Source organism: Enterobacter sp. WP_7_1, assembly GCF_003688535.1.
Classification (GTDB): Bacteria; Pseudomonadota; Gammaproteobacteria; order Enterobacterales; family Enterobacteriaceae; genus Enterobacter; species Enterobacter asburiae.
Window position 1 is genome coordinate 306,584 of the sequence record NZ_REFK01000002.1, and the last position, 19,329, is coordinate 325,912.

Here is a 19,329-nt window from a genome sequence, read left to right on the forward strand (position 1 = left end):
GCAGAGTGCTTGATCCGCGGGAGACTCCGGTTAAAATCTCGCGGTTTTGGGACTTCTTTATAATAATTGTGCGGGATCACGACAATGAAAAAAGTGGCATTACTGGGCTTCGGCCTGATGGTTGTATCTGCGGCGGCTAACGCCATCAGCATTAACGGCTCGGCGGGTCAGGATTATACCCACCTGGGCTTTGGCATGGGTACCGAGACATCCGGTCTGGCGATGACCGGCGGCTGGACGCATAACGATGACGACGGTGACGCGGCCAGCCTCGGCCTGGGTCTGAACGTTCCTCTTGGCCCGTTCCTGGCCACCGTCGGCGGTAAAGGTATCTATACCAACCCAAATGACGGTGACGAAGGGTACGCGGCGGCAGTGGGCGGCGGCCTGCAGTGGAAAATTGGCGACAGCTTCGGCCTGTTTGGTGAGTACTACTATTCGCCGGACTCCCTCTCAAGCGGTATCGAAAGCTATGAAGAGGCCAACGCCGGCGCGCGCTGGACCATCATGCGTCCCATTACCATCGAAGCGGGCTATCGCTATCTGAACCTGGCCGGTAAAGACGGGAACCGCGATAACGCGCTGGCCGACGGCCCGTACGTGGGCGTCAGCGCAGGCTTCTAATCACTCCGGCGCGGCGTTCTGTCGCGCCAGTTTCTCTCTTCTCCACCCCGCGTTTGCGCTATAGTGTTTTGACCAAATAAGCGGGAGAACATAATGATTAACGTGGAGATGTTATCCACCGGCGACGAAGTGCTGCATGGACAAATTATTGATACCAATGCTGCCTGGCTTGCCGATCTTTTCTTTGAGCAAGGATTACCGTTAACGCGCCGCAATACCGTGGGCGACAATCTTGAGTCGCTGGTCGCTATTCTGCGCGAGCGCAGCGAACAGTGCGACGTGCTGATTGTGAACGGCGGGCTCGGCCCCACTAGCGACGATCTCAGCGCGCTGGCCGCCGCCACCGCAAAAGGCGAAGGGCTGGTGCTGCACGAGGCGTGGCTTTCGCAGATGGAGCGCTTTTTCTCCGAACGTGGCCGCGTCATGGCCCCCAGCAACCGCAAACAGGCTGAAATTCCCGCCAGCGCCGAGCTGGTCGATAACCCGGTGGGTACCGCGTGCGGGTTTGCCATGCAGCTGAACCGCTGCCTGATGTTCTTCACGCCGGGCGTGCCCTCAGAATTTAAAGTGATGGTCGAGCAGCAGATCCTGCCGCGCCTTCGCGATCGTTTTACCCTGCCTGAACCGCCGCTGTGCCTGCGTCTGACCACCTTTGGCCGCTCGGAAAGCGATCTGGCCCAGAGCCTTGACCCTCTCCCGCTGCCGCCGGGTGTCTCAATGGGCTACCGCTCCTCCATGCCGATCATTGAACTCAAGCTGACAGGCCCGGCCGAGCAGAAAGAGGCGATGCTGGCCCTGTGGCCCGAGGTGCAGCGCGTAGCGGGCGAAAGCCTGATCTTTGAAGGGACGGAAGGGCTGCCCGCGCAGATTGCGACGCACCTGCAGTCGCGTCAGCTGAGCGTGACCTTAAGCGAGCAGTTCACCGGTGGCCTGCTGGCGCTGCAGCTGTCGCGCGTCAACGCGCCGCTGCTGGCCAGCGAAGTGGTGCCGTTCCAGCAGGAGACGCTGGCGCAGACCGCCCGCTGGGCTTCAGAGAGAAGGGTGAAGCATTTTGCCGGTCTGGCGCTGTTCGTCGGGGGGCTGGACGAGGAATACCTTAACTTCGCGCTGGCGACGCCGGAAGGCACCTGGGCCCTGCGGGTAAAAATGAGCATCACCCGCCACAGCCTGGCGGTGCGTCAGGAGGTTTGCGCCATGATGGCGTTGAACATGCTGCGCCGCTGGCTGAATGGCAAAGAGGTTGCCAGCGAGCACGGCTGGATTAACGTTGTCGAGTCGCTGTTCATCGAGTAAAACCTGTGCCGGGGCCTTTCGCCCCGGCACTGTTTAGCCCAGCGCCTTCGCCAGCAGGGTGATTGGATGTTCGCAGCGCTTGCTGGTGGACATCTCAATCTGCCACTTGCAGGTTTCGCAGTCCGTTACCACGATATCCGCGCCGCTCTCTTCAATCTGACGGAACAGCGGGGCGCCAATCGCCTGTGACGTTTCGTAGTTTTCACGCTTAAAGCCGTAGGTCCCCGCAATCCCGCAGCAGCGCGAATCCAGCACCGTCAGCTCCAGGCCTGGAATTAACCGCAGCAGCTCAAGCGTATAGAGCGACCAGCCCATTTTCTCCATATGACACGGCGTGTGATACACCACTTTCAGCGGTAATGTCTTCAGCGGCAGCGTCTGTCCGCCGTCCAGCTTGCGCCACAGGAAGCGCGTCGCCAGCTCGATGTGCTCGCGCAGGCCGGCGTTATCCACGTCCAGCAGATGCGGGTACTCATCGCGCAGGGTGAAGGTACAGGTGGACGAGGTCGCCAGCACCGGAATACCTTTATCGACAATCGCTTCACGCAGTGACGCGACATTGCCTTGAGCCTGCCTGCGCGCTTTATCGGTAAACCCGTTGGCGATAAGCGGTACGCCGCAGCACTTCTCTTTGTTCAGTAGCTGAACGCCCGTTCCCATGGCGTTCAGCACCTTCAGCAGATCTTTGCCCAGCTGCGGGTGGTTGTAGTTCACATAGCAGCCGTGGAAGAAGGCCACCTGATCGGCGTACTGCGCCTGTTCCGCCGCGACGGATTTGTACCAGCGGCGGAAGGTGCCGTGAGAATATTTTGGCAGGCTGCGGTGATGATCTATCTTCAGCGTCGCATCCAGCAGCTGGCGCACCGGCTTGAGAGAGGTCGCGGCATTCACCAGCGGGGCAAATGGCGTCGAGACGCTGCCCATCAGATCGGTATGGCTCAGGATCGCGTCCCGCAGCGTCGGCTTTTGCGTGCTGTAGCGCGCCCGGGCGCGCTGGATGATATCGCCGATTTTAACATCCGACGGGCAGGCGACTTCGCAGCGTTTGCAGTTAATACAGTATTTCAGCGCCTCGTCGTACAGCTTACCGTCCTTCAGACGCAGACGCTCGCCGTCCGGCCCGGCCTGTTTCGGGCCAGGATAGCGTGGGTTCACGCCGCTGACCGGACAGACGGTGGTGCACACCGTGCATTTAATGCAGCTTTCAAAACGGGTGTCGTTCATTGTTCAGCCTCCGTGCGCTGGCTAATCTGCTCTGCCACATACAGCGCCGTGACGGCGCAGACCCCGCCACCGCATCCCTGAGCAATGGGATCGTACCCGCCCAGCAGCGAGCCGATGGCAAAGAGATTACTGACGGGCTTACCGGAAAGTTGCGGATGCAGCTGGCTATCGACAATCACGCCGAACTGCTGCCAGGGCTGCGGCGAGAAGAAATCACTCTGATACCAGTCCGCGCGGGAGGCTCGCTGGCGAACATCCAGCCCCATGATAGCTTCCCGGATGCCCTCCCGGCTGCTCAGCAGCCCGTTGCTGAAGAAGCTGCCGCTTGCCAGCACCGTATAGCGGGCACGAAGCGGAATATCGTCGTGGTTGCGCGTCCAGATTTCGCTCACCGCGCCGTCGGTCAGGGTGATTTTTTTCACCTCATCGCCCGCCATCCACACGCCGCCCTGCGCGACAAACTGGCGCTGGAGCTGGGTATGCAGGCGAATGCCGGGTACGGAAGGGGGCAGCGTGGGCAGCAGGCCGAGCGAGCAGGGCAGACGATCCGAGAGCCAGCGCCAGAGCCGGTTGTCGCGTAAACCAAAGCAGGCGGGTATCAGCAGGGCGTCGCAGCCGTCGCTGAGCGGCCTGAGCGCGTCATACAGCAGCGGCCATTTGTCCTCGTTATCCAGAAAACGGGCGATATTCACCGCGCGAAATTCGCTCGGGTTGTCGCGCAGGACATCAAGCTCGGGCAGCTCTATCTCTGCCGTTTCGGCCTTAACGCCCTGGCGACAGAGCGACGCCGCCGTGAGATGGGGCTGAAAATCCAGAAAACCGCTAATACCCACGACCCGCACGCGCGCGGCATTGAAGGGTGCAACGGGTACCTCCTCCGGGCTGAGCCAGGCAGAGCGTAGGGTGCCGAGCGGCGTGACGCGCTGGTGATTTAGCCGGGCGCTTCCCTTCAGACGCGCGCCGCAGCCCGCCAGCAGCGCTTCGGTTTCCAGCGCAAAGCGGTCAATATGCTGGGCGCCAATCAGGTGATACGGGTGCTCCGGCGGCAGCTTATCGCGGTACGCTTCGTCCACCAGATCCAGCGAGCCCGACGAGAAGTGCAGGGCGCTCTGGCCCCGGGTGATAATGGCGCAGCGCAGCCCCTGCTTCGAGAGCTTGATGCCGCAGAGCAGACCTGCCAGCCCGCCGCCGACGATTACGGTATCAAATTTCATCGCGTTGCTCCTTCTCAAGACCGCAAAGCCCCTGGTAGACCCAGCGGGTAAATTCGCTTTCGCGCAGGGCATCGCCCCAGGCGACAGGCTGAATGCCTTTCCAGCGCTCGTTTAAAAACGCGCTGAGCTGATCGAGCAACTGGGTGGCGGTGGTGGTATGAAAACGCTGCAGCAGCCCGGCGGCACGACAGGCGCACAGCTCGCCCTGACAGGTCCCCATTCCCACGCGGGTGCGGCGGCGAAGATCGAGCAGGCTGTTGACCGTCAGACTTTCCACCGCGTACTGCACCTCACCGGCGGTGACGGCTTCGCACTCGCACACCAGGCTGCGGCTCAGGCGTCCTTCACCGAGCCACTGTGGCGTTCTGTCGCCGTGGCGGTAAATCGCGGATCCGCGCAGCGGCGCGGGCAGGGAGATAATTTTTTGCAGCGTTTTTTCGGTGGACTGCCGCGAGCCGGGCAGCGGCTGGTCTGCCGTCACGCATGTTTCGGTATTCCCCAGCTTGCGGCAGACGGCATCGGTCGCCCACTCGGCCATCAGGCGGTAGGTCATCAGCTTGCCGCCGGTGATGGTGATAAACCCGTCCATGCCGTCGCGCTCGGCGTGATCGAGCAGCACAATGCCCCGGCTGACGTTACGCCCGCTCGGGTCGTTGTCGCTGGCGACCAGCGGACGCACGCCCGCGTAGGCGCGCAGAATACGCGTCTGGGCCATCACCGGGGCCAGCTTTTCCCCTTCACGCAGCAGGACGTCGACCTCTTCGGCGGTCACGCGGTTGTAGTCAATCTCGCTGTAGTCCACGTGGGTTGAGGTGGTACCGATTAACGAAATGGTGTCGCCCGGGACGAGGATATCGGCATCGGACGGTTTGCGGCAGCGGTTGATCACGTGGTTATTGATGCGGTGGTCGAGGATCAGCAGCGAGCCTTTTGCCGGGAACATGCGCACCGACAGATCCGCGTATTCCGCGATGCGCTGCCCCCAGATCCCCGCCGCGTTGACCACAACGGCGGCATACAGCTCGCTGTGTTCATTATATTGCGTATCGAGGATCCGCACGCCGCAGATGCGGTTTCCCTCGCGGATAAGCCCGGTCACTTCGTGCCCGGTCAGGATGCGCGCGCCATGCTCGCGGGCGTCCAGCATATTGGCGGCGGTCAGGCGGAAGGGGTCAACGGTGCCGTCAGGCACTTTCACCGCGCCGATAAGCGCCGGGTTAACAGACGGTTCCAGCCGCCGCGCCAGCGCCGGGTCCATGGCCTCAGCCTGAATGCCCGCCGCAGTGCAGGCGGTAATAAAGGTGTCCTGAAAGGCGAGGTCATCTTCGGGAAGGGTAATAAAGAGGCCGTCGGTCGGCTCAATGCAGTGGCGGGCGATACGCTTGAGGATCTGGTTTTCAGCAATACATTCGCGTGCGGATTCACCGTCGGTAACCGCGTACCGCGCGCCGCTGTGCAGCAGGCCGTGGTTACGCCCGGTTGCGCCCGTGGCGATGTCGTGGCGCTCCAGCAGCGTGACGCTTAAGCCGCGAAGGGCGCAGTCGCGTGCGATCCCGGCGCCGGTTGCGCCACCGCCAATGATTATCACATCGCTGTAGCGAGGATCGTGAATGGTCATTGTTTACCCTCTATGTTCGTTTTTTTATCATTTAGCCATATCAATAGTGTGGTTTGTTTGATTTCGAACATAAACGCGCGAAATTCGAAAGTGAAACGTGATTTCATGCGCTTTTTTGCGCATTCTGTCATATTTCTGTAACAATCTGTGCGTTGATTCACAGTAACAATCACCGTGATTTCTTAACATCCCCGCCTCTGGAATTCAGGTGCGAGCCACCTGCTCATTCAATTCAAGGCCACGGAGGCTGTTATGCTCAGTATCTTCAAACCTGCGCCGCATCGGGCGCGTCTGCCAGAGGCAGAAATTGATCCGCTATACCGCCGTCTGCGCTGGCAAATTTTCCTGGGGATCTTCTTCGGGTACGCGGCGTACTACCTTGTACGTAAAAACTTCGCGCTCGCCATGCCGTATCTGGTGGAGCAGGGCTTCTCCCGCGGCGATCTGGGGTTCGCGCTGTCGGGGATCTCAATTGCCTACGGTTTTTCCAAATTCATCATGGGTTCCGTGTCGGATCGCTCCAATCCGCGGGTGTTCCTGCCTGCCGGCCTGATCCTGGCGGCCGCGGTCATGCTGTTCATGGGCTTTGTGCCGTGGGCGACGTCCAGTATTGCGATTATGTTCGTGCTGCTGTTCCTCTGCGGCTGGTTCCAGGGGATGGGGTGGCCGCCGTGCGGACGCACCATGGTGCACTGGTGGTCGCAGAAGGAGCGCGGCGGCATCGTGTCGGTGTGGAACTGCGCGCATAACGTGGGGGGCGGTATTCCGCCGCTGCTGTTCCTGCTGGGGATGGCCTGGTTCAACGACTGGCACGCTGCGCTGTATATGCCAGCCTTCGGCGCCATCGTCGTGGCGATTATCGCCTTCGCGCTGATGCGCGACACGCCTCAGTCCTGCGGCCTGCCGCCGATTGAAGAGTACAAAAACGACTATCCGGATGATTACAGCAAAGAGCACGAAGAAGAGCTGACCGCAAAACAGATCTTCATGAAGTACGTCCTGCCGAACAAGCTGCTGTGGTACATCGCGGTGGCGAACGTGTTCGTTTATCTGCTGCGCTACGGCATTCTGGACTGGTCCCCGACCTACCTGAAAGAGGTGAAGCACTTCGCGCTGGATAAATCGTCCTGGGCCTATTTCCTGTATGAATATGCCGGGATCCCGGGCACGCTGCTTTGCGGCTGGATGTCGGACAAGGTGTTTAAAGGTAACCGCGGCGCGACGGGCGTGTTCTTTATGACCCTGGTCACTATCGCGACCGTCGTGTACTGGCTCAACCCGCCGGGCAACCCATCAGTAGACATGGCCTGCATGATCGTCATTGGCTTCCTGATTTATGGTCCGGTAATGCTGATCGGTCTGCACGCGCTGGAGCTGGCACCGAAAAAAGCGGCAGGCACGGCGGCAGGCTTTACCGGTCTGTTCGGCTATCTGGGCGGTTCGGTCGCGGCGAGCGCCATAGTGGGCTACACCGTTGATTTCTTCGGCTGGGACGGCGGCTTTATGGTGATGATCGGCGGCAGCGTGCTGGCGGTACTGCTGCTGATTGTTGTGATGATCGGTGAGAAACGCCACCACGCGGAAGTGCAGGCGCGTCGTCAATAAGGAGCATTGCGATGAAATTATCTTACGTAACAACCGGCCTGCTGCTGGCGGGCCTGATGACAGGCTCCGCGCTGGCGGCGGATAAAATCGTTATCGCCCACCGCGGCGCCAGCGGCTATCTGCCGGAGCATACGCTGCCGGCGAAAGCGATGGCCTATGCCCAGGGCGCGGATTATCTGGAGCAAGATCTGGTGATGACGAAGGACGACCAGCTGGTCGTCCTGCATGACCACTATCTGGACCGCGTGACGGACGTGGCGGAGCGATACCCTGACCGCGCGCGAAAAGATGGCCGCTACTACGCCATTGATTTCACCCTGGCGGAGATCCGGTCCCTGAAGTTTACCGAGGGCTTCGAGATTGAAAACGGCAAGAAGGTGCAGGTCTATCCGGGACGTTTCCCAATGGGCAAATCTGACTTCCGGATCCATACCTTCCAGGAAGAGATTGAGTTTGTTCAGGGGCTGAACCACTCAACCGGTAAAAATATCGGCATCTACCCGGAGATCAAAGCGCCGTGGTTCCACCATCAGGAGGGGAAGGACATTGCCGCGAAGACGCTGGAGGTGCTGAAACAGTACGGCTACACCAGCAAGAAGGACAAAGTCTACCTGCAGTGTTTTGACGCCGTCGAGCTGAAGCGCATCAAAACCGAGCTGGAGCCGAAGATGGGGATGAACCTTAATCTGGTACAGCTGATTGCCTATACCGACTGGAATGAAACCCAGGAGAAGCAGCCGAACGGCAAGTGGGTGAACTACAGCTACGACTGGATGTTTAAGCCGGGCGCGATGAAGCAGATTGCGCAGTACGCCGACGGCATCGGGCCGGATTACCACATGCTGGTGGCGGAAGGCTCAGCGCCGGGCCACGTGAAGCTGACGGCGATGGTGAAAGAGGCGCACGCCAGCAAGATGCAGGTGCATCCGTATACCGTGCGTGCAGACCAGCTGCCGCCGTATGCCACGGATGTGAATCAGCTTTATGAGGTGTTGTATAACCAGGCGGGCGTGGACGGACTGTTTACGGATTTCCCGGATAAAGCGGTCGAATTCATTCACCGGAAGTAGGTTTAGTAGGTCGGGTAAGGCGAAGACTCCACCCGACAATCAGGCTCTGCGGCCTGATGCCCTCACCCTAACCCTCTCCCACCGGGAGAGGGGATACGGACAACATCACATTTCGATCTCAATATCGCCTTTTGCCCGGCAGCAGCAGGGCAAAATTTCCCCTTCGTTGATAAAGGCCAGCGGCTCGGTCAGCCAGTCCACCTGGCCGGCGACCAGACGGCAGCGGCAGGAGCCGCAGTAGCCGGAACGACACTGGTACTCTACTTCTACCTGATGCGCCTCAAGCGCCACCAGCAGAGAAGGGTGCTCCTCCCGACACAGCACCTCAGTGCCGGAAAGACGTAGCGTGACGCGTGACATCAGAGCTGGAAGTTGCTCAGGTCGTCGGTGTTGACTTCAGAATCAATCTGACCGACCAGATAAGAGCTGACTTCCACTTCCTGCGGCGCAACCTGCACGTTATCGGACACCAGCCAGGTGTTGATCCACGGAATCGGGTTAGAGCGCGTCTGGAACGGCAGGTCAAGACCGACGGCCTGCATGCGGATGTTGGTGATGTACTCAACGTACTGGCACAGGATGTCTTTGTTCAGGCCAATCATGGAGCCGTCGCGGAACAGGTAGTCTGCCCACTCTTTCTCCTGCTGAGCCGCCAGCACGAACAGGTCGTAGCACTCCTGCTTGCACTCTTCGGCGATTTCCGCCATCTCCGGATCGTCCGTACCGCTGCGCAGCAGGTTCAGCATGTGCTGGGTACCTGTCAGGTGCAGGGCTTCATCGCGGGCAATCAGACGGATGATTTTGGCGTTGCCTTCCATCAGCTTGCGCTCGGCAAAGGCGAAGGAGCAGGCAAAGCTCACGTAGAAGCGGATCGCTTCCAGCGCGTTGACGCTCATCAGGCACAGGTACAGCTGCTTTTTCAGCGCGCGCAGGTTAACGGTAACGGTTTTACCGTTCACGTTGTGGGTGCCTTCGCCCAGCAGATGCCAGTAGCTGGTCATCTGGATCAGCTCGTCGTAGTAGTGGGCAATGCCTTCCGCGCGCTTCTGGATCTGCTCGTTGGTGACGATATCGTCAAACACCACCGCCGGATCGTTCACGATGTTGCGGATGATGTGGGTGTAAGAGCGGGAGTGGATCGTCTCGGAGAACGCCCAGGTTTCCACCCAGGTTTCCAGCTCAGGAATGGAGATCAGCGGCAGCAGCGCCACGTTCGGGCTACGACCCTGAATGGAGTCCAGCAGCGTCTGGTACTTCAGGTTGCTGATGAAGATATGTTTTTCGTGATCCGGTAGCGACTGGTAATCAATACGGTCGCGGGAAACGTCCACTTCTTCCGGGCGCCAGAAGAAGGAGAGTTGCTTTTCGATCAGCTTTTCGAAGATGTCATATTTTTGCTGATCGTAGCGTGCCACGTTGACCGGCTGGCCGAAGAACATCGGCTCTTTGAGCTGGTCGTTTTTCGTCTGTGAAAAGGTGGTATATGCCATGAGTGTGTCCTGTCTTACGAAATAAAGGCGGGGATATCCCCGCCCTTCATTAGATCTTACATGCGCCGCTTTCGCAGCCATCGTCCTGAATTGACGGTACCATGTCGTCCTGCGCGTCTTCCGCACCGTCACGGGTGTTGTGATAGTACAGCGTTTTCACGCCAAATTTGTAGGCGGTGAGCAGGTCTTTCAGCAATTGCTGCATCGGTACCTTGCCGGACGGGAAGCGCGTCGGGTCATAGTTGGTATTGGCAGAGATCGACTGGTCGATAAACTTCTGCATGATACCTACCAGCTGCAGGTAGCCGTCGTTGTTTGGCATTTCCCACAGCAGCTCGTAGTTATTACCCAGCGTTTCGTAGTCCGGTACGACCTGACGCAGCACGCCGTCTTTCGACGCTTTAATGCTGACGTGGCCGCGCGGCGGTTCAATACCGTTGGTGGCGTTAGAGATCTGCGACGAGGTCTCGGACGGCATCAGGGCAGAGAGCGTGGAGTTACGCAGGCCGTGAGTCTTGATGGACTCGCGCAGACCTTCCCAGTCGAGATGCAGCGGCTCGCTGACGATTGCATCCAGGTCTTTCTTGTAGGTGTCGATTGGCAGAATGCCTTTCGCGTAGGTGGTTTCGTTGAACCACGGGCACGCGCCTTGCTCTTTCGCCAGCTCGTTAGAGGCTTTCATCAGGTAGTACTGAATGGCTTCGAACGTCTGGTGCGTCAGGTTGTTGGCGCTGCCGTCGGAGTAGCGCTTGCCGTTTTTCGCCAGCCAGTAGGCGAAGTTGATCACGCCGATACCCAGGGTACGGCGGCCCATCGCACCGCGTTTAGCGGCCGGGATTGGATAATCCTGGTAGTCCAGCAGGGCGTCGAGCGCGCGAACCGCCAGCACTGCCAGCTCTTCCAGCTCGTCCAGGCTCTTAATTGCGCCCAGGTTGAACGCGGACAGCGTACACAGCGCGATTTCGCCGTTTTCGTCGTTCACGTCTTCCAGCGGTTTGGTCGGCAGGGCGATCTCCAGGCACAGGTTAGACTGGCGCACTGGCGCAACTACTGGATCAAACGGGCTGTGGGTGTTGCAGTGGTCCACGTTCTGGATGTAGATACGGCCGGTAGAGGCACGTTCCTGCATCATCAGGGAGAACAGGTCTACCGCCTTCACGCGCTGCTTACGGATGCTGTCGTCTTTTTCGTATTTGGTGTACAGACGCTCGAACTCGTCCTGATCGGCGAAGAACGCGTCATACAGGCCCGGAACGTCGGACGGGCTGAACAGCGTGATGTCTTCGCCTTTCAGCAGACGGGTGTACATCAGCTTGTTGATCTGCACGCCGTAGTCCATGTGACGCACGCGGTTGCCTTCAACGCCGCGGTTGTTTTTCAGGACCAGCAGGCTTTCCACTTCCAGGTGCCACATCGGGTAGAACAGGGTTGCAGCACCGCCGCGCACGCCGCCCTGAGAGCAGGATTTTACTGCCGTCTGGAAGTGTTTATAGAACGGGATACAGCCGGTGTGGAACGCTTCACCGCCGCGAATCGGGCTGCCCAGCGCACGAATGCGACCGGCGTTGATGCCGATACCGGCACGCTGGGAAACGTATTTCACGATGGCGCTGGAGGTGGCGTTGATGGAATCCAGGCTGTCACCACACTCGATCAGTACGCAGGAGCTGAACTGACGGGTTGGGGTACGCACGCCAGACATGATTGGCGTCGGCAGAGAAATCTTGAACGTGGATACCGCATCGTAGAAACGCTTCACGTATTCCAGACGGGTGTCACGCGGGTAGTTAGAGAACAGGCAGGCGGCCACCAGAATATAGAGGAACTGGGCGCTTTCGTAGATCTCACCGGTTACACGGTTCTGAACCAGGTATTTGCCTTCGAGCTGCTTCACCGCCGCGTAGGAGAAGTTCATGTCGCGCCAGTGATCGATAAACCCGTTCATCTGCTCGAACTCTTCTTCCGTATAGTCTTCCAGCAGATGCGTGTCGTATTTGCCCAGCTCAACCATTTTCACTACGTGATCGTAAAGCTTCGGCGGCTCAAACTGGCCGTAGGCTTTTTTACGCAGGTGGAAAATCGCCAGACGTGCAGCGAGGTACTGATAATCCGGTGCTTCGCGGGAGATGAGGTCTGCCGCTGCTTTAATGATTGTTTCGTGGATATCAGACGTTTTGATACCGTCGTAGAACTGAATGTGAGAACGCAGTTCAACCTGGGAGATAGATACGTTGTTCAGTCCTTCTGCTGCCCAGTCGAGAACTCGATGGATTTTGTCCAGATTGATACGCTCGGTAGTACCGTCGCGCTTTGTCACCAGCAGACTCTGATTCATGTGGGTTTTACCTGTCCGTGAAATAAAAAATATCCCCCGCTTATCCACAGATCCGTCTTGTGACTAACTCTGTGGATAAATACTACATATAGGGGGTTTGCGATAAGATAAACGCTATATGGTGAGTATTCTAGTATCGAATCATTTCAGCACAAGGGTTGATTTTGACGTTAAATTGAGGTTGTGAAAGGGTAAAAAAGGCTAAGTCCTCGTACCGTAAGGCCTGGAAGACATGTCAATAATTAAGAAAAAAAATTCAAAATTTGATCGAGTGCTGATTTCTTCAACGGGAGGTCAGAATTGCGCAACATGATGTCGCGCAATCTTTATAAGAATAACGAATGACGTTAGTCGTTTTTGGCGGTTGTGTGCAACATATAGTTAACATCAACGCCCGGTGCGAGTTTGAATTTATCGGTCAGCGGATTGTAGTGCAGGCCGGTGATGTGCTGCTCTTTGAGCCACGTCTGGTCAACCCAGCCTAACAACTCCGCAGGCTTAATGAATTTCTTCACGTCGTGCGTCCCTTTCGGCACCATGCGCAGCACATACTCAGCGCCGACAACGGCCATCAGCCAGGCTTTACCGTTACGGTTGATTGTTGAGAAGAAGACCTGGCCGCCCGGTTTCACCAGTTTTGCACAGGCGTGCACCACCGACTGCGGATCGGGAACGTGCTCCAGCATCTCCATGCAGGTCACCACATCGTACTGATGGGCGTGTTTTGCCGCGTGCTCTTCCACGGTTTCCTGCACATATTCCACCTGTATGCCGGACTCCAGCGCGTGAAGGCGGGCAACCTGCAGCGGTTCAAAGCCCATATCCAGGCCCGTAACATTCGCCCCTTCGCGCGCCATGCTCTCAGCCAGGATGCCGCCGCCGCAGCCGACGTCGAGCACTTTCTTACCGAACAGACCGCCGGAACGCTCCGCGATATAGCCCAGACGCAGCGGGTTAATGCGATGCAGCGGTTTGAACTCACCTTCGAGATCCCACCAGCGGGACGCCACCGCTTCAAATTTGGCAATCTCTTCGTGGTCAACGTTGTGAGCCACCGGGGATTTTTCGGCATTCATGGGCGCTTTTACTCCTTATTTAGCAAGACAAAGGAGTATATCAGGCAATCCCCGTGAATAAAGCGTATAGGTTTACCTCAATCACCTCGGCTGTGTTATAATTTGCGACCTTTGAATCCGGGATACAGTAGAGGGATAGCGGTTAGATGAGCGACCTTGCGAGAGAAATTACACCGGTTAACATCGAGGAAGAGCTGAAGAGCTCCTATCTGGACTATGCGATGTCGGTCATTGTTGGCCGTGCGCTGCCGGACGTCCGCGATGGCCTTAAGCCGGTACACCGTCGCGTACTATACGCCATGAACGTATTGGGCAATGACTGGAATAAAGCCTATAAAAAATCTGCCCGCGTCGTCGGTGACGTTATCGGTAAATATCACCCGCATGGTGATACCGCCGTTTATGACACCATCGTTCGTATGGCGCAGCCATTCTCCTTGCGCTACATGCTGGTAGATGGTCAGGGTAACTTTGGTTCAGTCGACGGCGACTCCGCTGCGGCGATGCGTTATACGGAAATCCGTATGTCGAAAATCGCTCATGAGCTGATGGCCGACCTGGAAAAAGAGACCGTTGATTTCGTCGATAACTACGACGGCACCGAGCGCATCCCAGATGTGATGCCAACCAAGATCCCGAACCTGCTGGTTAACGGTTCGTCCGGTATCGCGGTCGGTATGGCAACCAACATTCCGCCGCACAATATCACCGAGGTGATCAACGGCTGCCTGGCCTATATCGACGATGAAGACATCAGCATTGAAGGGCTGATGGAACACATCCCGGGCCCGGACTTCCCAACGGCGGCGATCATCAATGGTCGTCGCGGTATTGAAGAAGCGTACCGCACCGGCCGCGGCAAGATATACATCCGTGCCCGCGCCGAAGTGGAAGCGGACGCTAAAACCGGTCGTGAAACCATCATTGTTCACGAGATCCCGTATCAGGTGAACAAAGCGCGTCTGATTGAAAAAATCGCCGAGCTGGTAAAAGAAAAACGCGTTGAAGGCATCAGCGCGCTGCGTGACGAGTCTGACAAAGACGGAATGCGCATCGTGATTGAGATCAAACGCGACGCGGTGGGTGAGGTTGTGCTGAACAACCTGTACTCCCAGACTCAGCTTCAGGTCTCCTTCGGTATCAACATGGTTGCACTGCACCATGGTCAGCCGAAGATCATGAACCTGAAAGAGATCCTGAGCGCGTTCGTGCGTCACCGCCGTGAAGTGGTGACTCGTCGTACCATCTTCGAACTGCGCAAAGCGCGCGACCGTGCGCACATCCTTGAAGCGCTGGCGGTTGCGCTGGCCAACATCGACCCGATCATCGAACTGATCCGTCGTGCGCCAACCCCGGCGGAAGCGAAAGCCGGCCTGATTTCCCGTCCGTGGGATCTGGGTAACGTCGCCGCGATGCTGGAACGTGCGGGCGATGACGCAGCGCGTCCAGAGTGGCTGGAACCTGAATTCGGCGTGCGTGATGGTCAGTATTACCTGACTGAACAGCAGGCCCAGGCGATTCTGGATCTGCGTCTGCAGAAACTGACCGGCCTTGAGCATGAAAAACTGCTCGACGAATACAAAGAGCTGCTGGAACAGATTGCTGAACTGCTGCATATCCTGGGCAGCGCAGAGCGTCTGATGGAAGTGATCCGTGAAGAGCTGGAGCTGGTCCGCGATCAGTTCGGCGATGCGCGCCGCACCGAAATCACCGCGAACAGCTCTGATATCAACATTGAAGATCTGATCAACCGCGAAGACGTGGTGGTCACCCTGTCTCACCAGGGCTATGTGAAGTATCAGCCGCTGACCGACTACGAAGCACAGCGTCGTGGCGGTAAAGGCAAGTCTGCAGCTCGTATTAAAGAAGAAGACTTTATTGACCGCCTGCTGGTGGCGAACACCCATGACACGATCCTCTGCTTCTCCAGCCGCGGTCGTCTGTACTGGATGAAAGTTTATCAGCTGCCGGAAGCGAGCCGCGGCGCGCGTGGCCGTCCAATCGTTAACCTGCTGCCGCTGGAAGCGAACGAACGAATCACCGCCATCCTGCCGGTACGCGAGTACGAAGAGGGCGTGAACGTCTTTATGGCGACCGCCAGCGGTACCGTGAAGAAAACCGCGCTGACCGAGTTCAGCCGCCCACGTTCCGCCGGTATTATCGCGGTGAACCTGAACGAAGGCGACGAGCTGATCGGCGTGGATCTGACCTCCGGTTCTGATGAAGTGATGCTGTTCTCTGCGGCCGGTAAAGTGGTGCGCTTTAAAGAGAACGCTGTCCGTGCGATGGGTCGTACCGCTACGGGCGTTCGTGGTATCAAACTGGCTGGCGAAGACAGCGTTGTTTCTCTGATTATTCCGCGCGGTGAAGGGGCTATCCTGACCGTGACGCAGAATGGTTACGGTAAACGTACGGCGGAAGGGGAATACCCAACCAAATCTCGCGGCACGCAGGGCGTTATCTCTATCAAAGTGACCGAGCGCAACGGTTCCGTTGTGGGCGCGGTGCAGGTAGACGATGCCGACCAGATCATGATGATCACCGATGCCGGTACGCTGGTGCGTACCCGCGTGTCTGAGATCAGCGTGGTGGGGCGTAACACCCAAGGCGTGATCCTCATCCGTACAGCGGAAGATGAAAACGTGGTGGGTCTGCAGCGCGTTGCTGAGCCGGTGGATGATGAAGAGCTCGATTCCATCGACGGTAGCGTTGCGGAAGGCGATGATGATATCGCGCCGGAAGCCGACACCGACGATGACGTAGCGGATGACGCTGACGAGTAATGTCTCCTGATGCAAAAAAGGGCCGGTTTCCGGCCCTTTTCTTTTGCACAAGCAGATAAGTCAACGTTGCGACCTGGCGCGTTTACCGCTACCTTAACCACATTCTTTTTACCCCGACGGCGGAGCCTCGCCCCCTTGAAATACCTCGTCTCCTTTCGTACTACGCTGAAAGTTTCTCGCTATCTGTTTCGGGCGCTGGCGCTCCTGCTTTGGCTGCTGGTGGCCTTGTTCTCGGTGTTTTACATCGTTAACGCGCTGCACCAGAAAGAAGCGGAGATCCGCCAGGAGTTTAACTTAAGCTCCGACCAGGCCCAGCGCTACATTCAGCGAACGTCTGACGTGATGAAGGAGCTGAAGTATATCGCCGAAAATCGCCTGACGGCGGAAAACGGCATCCTTGCGCTTCGCGGCCGGAATGACAATACCGAAGTCCCGGACTTCCAGCCGCTGTTCCCCGACTCCGATTGCTCCACCATGAGCAATACCTGGCGCGGGTCGCTGGAATCCCTTGCCTGGTTTATGCGCTACTGGCGCGACAATTTCTCCGCCGCCTATGATCTTAACCGCGTATTCCTGATTGGCAGTGAAAATCTCTGCATGGCTGACTTTGGCCTGCGGGATGTGCCCGTTGAGCGTGACGATGCGCTGAAAAGCCTGCATGAACGTATTGTGAAATACCGCAATGCGCCGCAGGACGAGCGCGGGAATAACATCTTCTGGGTTAGCCAGGGCCCGCGCCCGGGCGTGGGCTATTTCTACGCCCTGACGCCGGTGTATCTGGGCAATCGCCTGCAGGCGCTGCTGGGGATTGAGCAGACCATTCGCATGGAAAACTTTTTCACCCCGGGCAGCCTGCCCATGGGGGTGACCATTCTGGATGAAAACGGTCATCAGCTGATCTCACTCGCCGGACCGGATAACCGGTTAAACGTCGAACCGCACTGGATGCAGGAGCGGTCGTGGTTTGGCTATACCTCGGGCTTCCGCGAACTGGTGCTGAAGAAGAGCCTGCCGCCTTCGTCGCTGAGTATTGTCTATTCACTGCCGGTGGATATGGTGCTTGAGCGGATACGCATTCTCATCATGAATGCCATTCTGCTGAACCTGATCGCGGGTGGGGCGCTGTTCACCCTGGCGCGCATGTATGAGCGGAAAATCTTTATTCCGGCCGAAAGCGACGCCCAGCGGCTGGAGGAGCACGAGCAGTTTAACCGGAAGATTGTCGCGTCGGCGCCGGTGGGGATCTGCATTCTGCGTACCCAGGACGGAACCAACATCCTGAGTAACGAGCTGGCGCATAACTACCTGAACATGCTGACGCACGAAGACCGCCAGAGGCTGACGCAAATTATCTGCGGTCAGCAGGTTAACTTTGTCGACGTGCTCACCAGCACGCACACCAACCTGCAGATCAGCTTTGTGCATTCCCGCTATCGCAATGAAAACGTGGCGATTTGCGTGCTGGTGGATGTTTCCGCGCGCGTGAAGATGGAAGAGTCGTTGCAGGAGATGGCGCAGGCCGCGGAGCAGGCCAGCCAGTCGAAATCCATGTTCCTTGCCACCGTCAGCCACGAGCTGCGAACGCCGCTGTACGGGATCATCGGTAACCTCGATCTGCTGCAGACGAAAGAATTACCGAAAGGAGTCGACAGGCTGGTGACGGCAATGAACAACTCCTCCAGCCTGCTGCTGAAAATCATCAGCGATATTCTCGACTTCTCTAAAATTGAGTCTGAGCAGCTGAAAATCGAGCCGCGGGAGTTCTCGCCGCGCGAGGTTATGAACCACATCAGCGCCAACTATCTGCCGCTGGTGGTGCGTAAACAGCTGGGGCTCTACTGCTTTATCGAACCGGACGTGCCGCTGACGCTGCACGGCGATCCGATGCGCCTGCAGCAGGTCATCTCTAACCTGCTCAGCAACGCCATCAAATTCACCGACGTTGGCTGTATCGTGTTGCACGTCTGCCGGGCGGGGGATTACCTGAGCATTCGCGTGCGCGACACTGGCGTCGGCATCCCGGCGAAGGAAGTGGTTCGCCTGTTCGACCCGTTCTTCCAGGTCGGGACCGGCGTGCAGCGTAACTTCCAGGGCACCGGACTGGGGCTGGCGATTTGTGAGAAGCTTGTCAGCATGATGGACGGTGATATTTCCGTTGATACCGAGCCCGGCATGGGCAGCCAGTTCACCATCCGTATTCCGCTCTATTCGGCGCAGTATCCGGCTAAAGCGACGGTGGACGGGCTGAGCGACAAGCGCTGCTGGCTGGCGGTGCATAACGCCTCGCTGAATGACTACCTGACGGCGCTGCTTGCCCACAGCGGCGTGAGGGTGTGTCGCTATGAAGGTCAAACCCCGGATGTGGACGATGTGCTGATCGCCGACGAGATGCCGGATCAGCCGTGGCAGGGTAGAGGGTCGGTGCTCTTCTGCCGTCGCCACATCGGTATTCCTGTCGAGCGTGCGCCTGGGGAATGGGTACACAGCGTTGCAACGCCGCACGAGCTGTTAAGCCTGCTGGCGCGCATCTACAAAGTGGAGCTGGAAGAGCGCGACGGCGCGGGCGGATTGCCGTCACCGGAGTCTCTGGCGTCGGTAAATGACGATATGATGATTCTGGTGGTGGATGACCATCCGATTAACCGTCGCCTGCTGGCTGACCAGCTTGGATCGCTGGGCTACCAGTGCAAAACCGCTAATGACGGCGTGGATGCGCTGAATGTTCTGAGTAAAAATCATATTGATATCGTGCTTAGCGACGTCAACATGCCAAACATGGACGGCTACCGTCTGACGCAGCGCATCCGACAGCTTGGCCTGACGCTGCCGGTAGTGGGCGTAACGGCGAACGCGCTGGCGGAAGAGAAACAGCGCTGTCTGGAGTCAGGCATGGACAGCTGTCTGTCGAAACCGGTGACGCTGGACGTGCTGAAGCAGACGTTGTCGATTTACGCGGATCGCGTGAGAAAAACCAGAATATAAAAAAGGCCCGCAAGG

Annotated in this window: 13 protein-coding genes; 6 read left to right on the forward strand and 7 right to left on the reverse strand. The window is 58.0% G+C overall.

Annotation, left to right across the window (positions count from 1 at the left end; all coding sequences use genetic code 11):
• The first annotated feature begins 84 nt into the window (after positions 1-84).
• Together BJ885_RS10830 and BJ885_RS10835 are read left to right on the forward strand one after the other, a co-directional pair.
• On the forward strand, positions 85-624 hold the full coding sequence (locus BJ885_RS10830; RefSeq protein WP_024908211.1) for a YfaZ family outer membrane protein: 540 nt from the start codon (positions 85-87) through the stop codon (positions 622-624).
• A 93-nt stretch (positions 625-717) separates the two neighbouring features.
• Positions 718-1,917 (forward strand): nicotinamide mononucleotide deamidase-related protein YfaY, encoded by a 1,200-nt coding sequence (locus BJ885_RS10835; RefSeq protein WP_047647214.1) that lies wholly within the window; start codon positions 718-720, stop codon positions 1,915-1,917.
• A gap of 33 nt (positions 1,918-1,950) precedes the next feature.
• On the opposite strand, the gene glpC is transcribed toward BJ885_RS10835, so the two are convergent.
• Genes glpC through glpA form a run of 3 tightly spaced genes read right to left on the reverse strand, consistent with a single transcriptional unit; the run spans position 1,951 to position 5,973 of the window.
• Positions 1,951-3,141, reverse strand: coding sequence for an anaerobic glycerol-3-phosphate dehydrogenase subunit GlpC (glpC, locus tag BJ885_RS10840; protein WP_121931916.1), 1,191 nt, complete (start codon positions 3,139-3,141; stop codon positions 1,951-1,953).
• On the reverse strand, positions 3,138-4,355 hold the full coding sequence (glpB, locus tag BJ885_RS10845) for a glycerol-3-phosphate dehydrogenase subunit GlpB (RefSeq protein WP_121931917.1): 1,218 nt from the start codon (positions 4,353-4,355) through the stop codon (positions 3,138-3,140). The genes glpC and glpB overlap by 4 nt, the downstream gene beginning before the upstream one ends.
• Positions 4,345-5,973 carry an anaerobic glycerol-3-phosphate dehydrogenase subunit A gene (gene glpA, locus BJ885_RS10850; protein WP_121931918.1) on the reverse strand — a complete coding sequence of 543 codons (1,629 nt, stop codon included), beginning with the start codon at positions 5,971-5,973 and terminating at the stop codon, positions 4,345-4,347. The genes glpB and glpA overlap by 11 nt, the downstream gene beginning before the upstream one ends.
• A 252-nt stretch (positions 5,974-6,225) precedes the next feature.
• Here glpA and glpT point away from each other — a divergent pair, with 252 nt between their 5' ends.
• Both glpT and glpQ read left to right on the forward strand, forming a co-directional pair.
• Positions 6,226-7,578 carry a glycerol-3-phosphate transporter gene (gene glpT / locus BJ885_RS10855; RefSeq protein WP_029740922.1) on the forward strand — a complete coding sequence of 451 codons (1,353 nt, stop codon included), beginning with the start codon at positions 6,226-6,228 and terminating at the stop codon, positions 7,576-7,578.
• Between the two features lie 11 nt (positions 7,579-7,589).
• Entirely contained in the window at positions 7,590-8,648 is a 1,059-nt protein-coding gene (glpQ, locus tag BJ885_RS10860) for a glycerophosphodiester phosphodiesterase (protein WP_121931919.1), read from the forward strand.
• A gap of 105 nt (positions 8,649-8,753) precedes the next feature.
• Here the strand turns inward: glpQ and yfaE are convergent, their stop codons facing one another.
• The 4 genes from yfaE to ubiG form a co-directional block, all read right to left on the reverse strand.
• The gene (yfaE, locus tag BJ885_RS10865; protein ID WP_023294104.1) at positions 8,754-9,008 is read right to left on the reverse strand and encodes a class I ribonucleotide reductase maintenance protein YfaE; all 255 of its coding nucleotides are present in this window, start codon (positions 9,006-9,008) and stop codon (positions 8,754-8,756) included.
• Positions 9,008-10,138 (reverse strand): class Ia ribonucleoside-diphosphate reductase subunit beta, encoded by a 1,131-nt coding sequence (nrdB, locus tag BJ885_RS10870; RefSeq protein ID WP_029740920.1) that lies wholly within the window; start codon positions 10,136-10,138, stop codon positions 9,008-9,010. The genes yfaE and nrdB overlap by 1 nt, the downstream gene beginning before the upstream one ends.
• A 49-nt stretch (positions 10,139-10,187) precedes the next feature.
• The gene (gene nrdA, locus BJ885_RS10875) at positions 10,188-12,473 is read right to left on the reverse strand and encodes a class 1a ribonucleoside-diphosphate reductase subunit alpha (protein ID WP_023312513.1); all 2,286 of its coding nucleotides are present in this window, start codon (positions 12,471-12,473) and stop codon (positions 10,188-10,190) included.
• A 347-nt stretch (positions 12,474-12,820) separates the two neighbouring features.
• Positions 12,821-13,549 carry a bifunctional 2-polyprenyl-6-hydroxyphenol methylase/3-demethylubiquinol 3-O-methyltransferase UbiG gene (ubiG, locus tag BJ885_RS10880; RefSeq protein WP_029740919.1) on the reverse strand — a complete coding sequence of 243 codons (729 nt, stop codon included), beginning with the start codon at positions 13,547-13,549 and terminating at the stop codon, positions 12,821-12,823.
• A gap of 146 nt (positions 13,550-13,695) precedes the next feature.
• On the opposite strand from ubiG, the gene gyrA reads away from it, so the two are divergent.
• Positions 13,696-16,332 carry a DNA topoisomerase (ATP-hydrolyzing) subunit A gene (gyrA, locus tag BJ885_RS10885; protein WP_029740918.1) on the forward strand — a complete coding sequence of 879 codons (2,637 nt, stop codon included), beginning with the start codon at positions 13,696-13,698 and terminating at the stop codon, positions 16,330-16,332.
• Positions 16,333-16,467: 135 nt separating this feature from the next.
• Positions 16,468-19,314: a two-component system sensor histidine kinase RcsC gene (gene rcsC / locus BJ885_RS10890; RefSeq protein ID WP_121931920.1), complete on the forward strand. Its 2,847-nt coding sequence runs from the start codon at positions 16,468-16,470 to the stop codon at positions 19,312-19,314.
• Positions 19,315-19,329 lie beyond the last annotated feature (15 nt).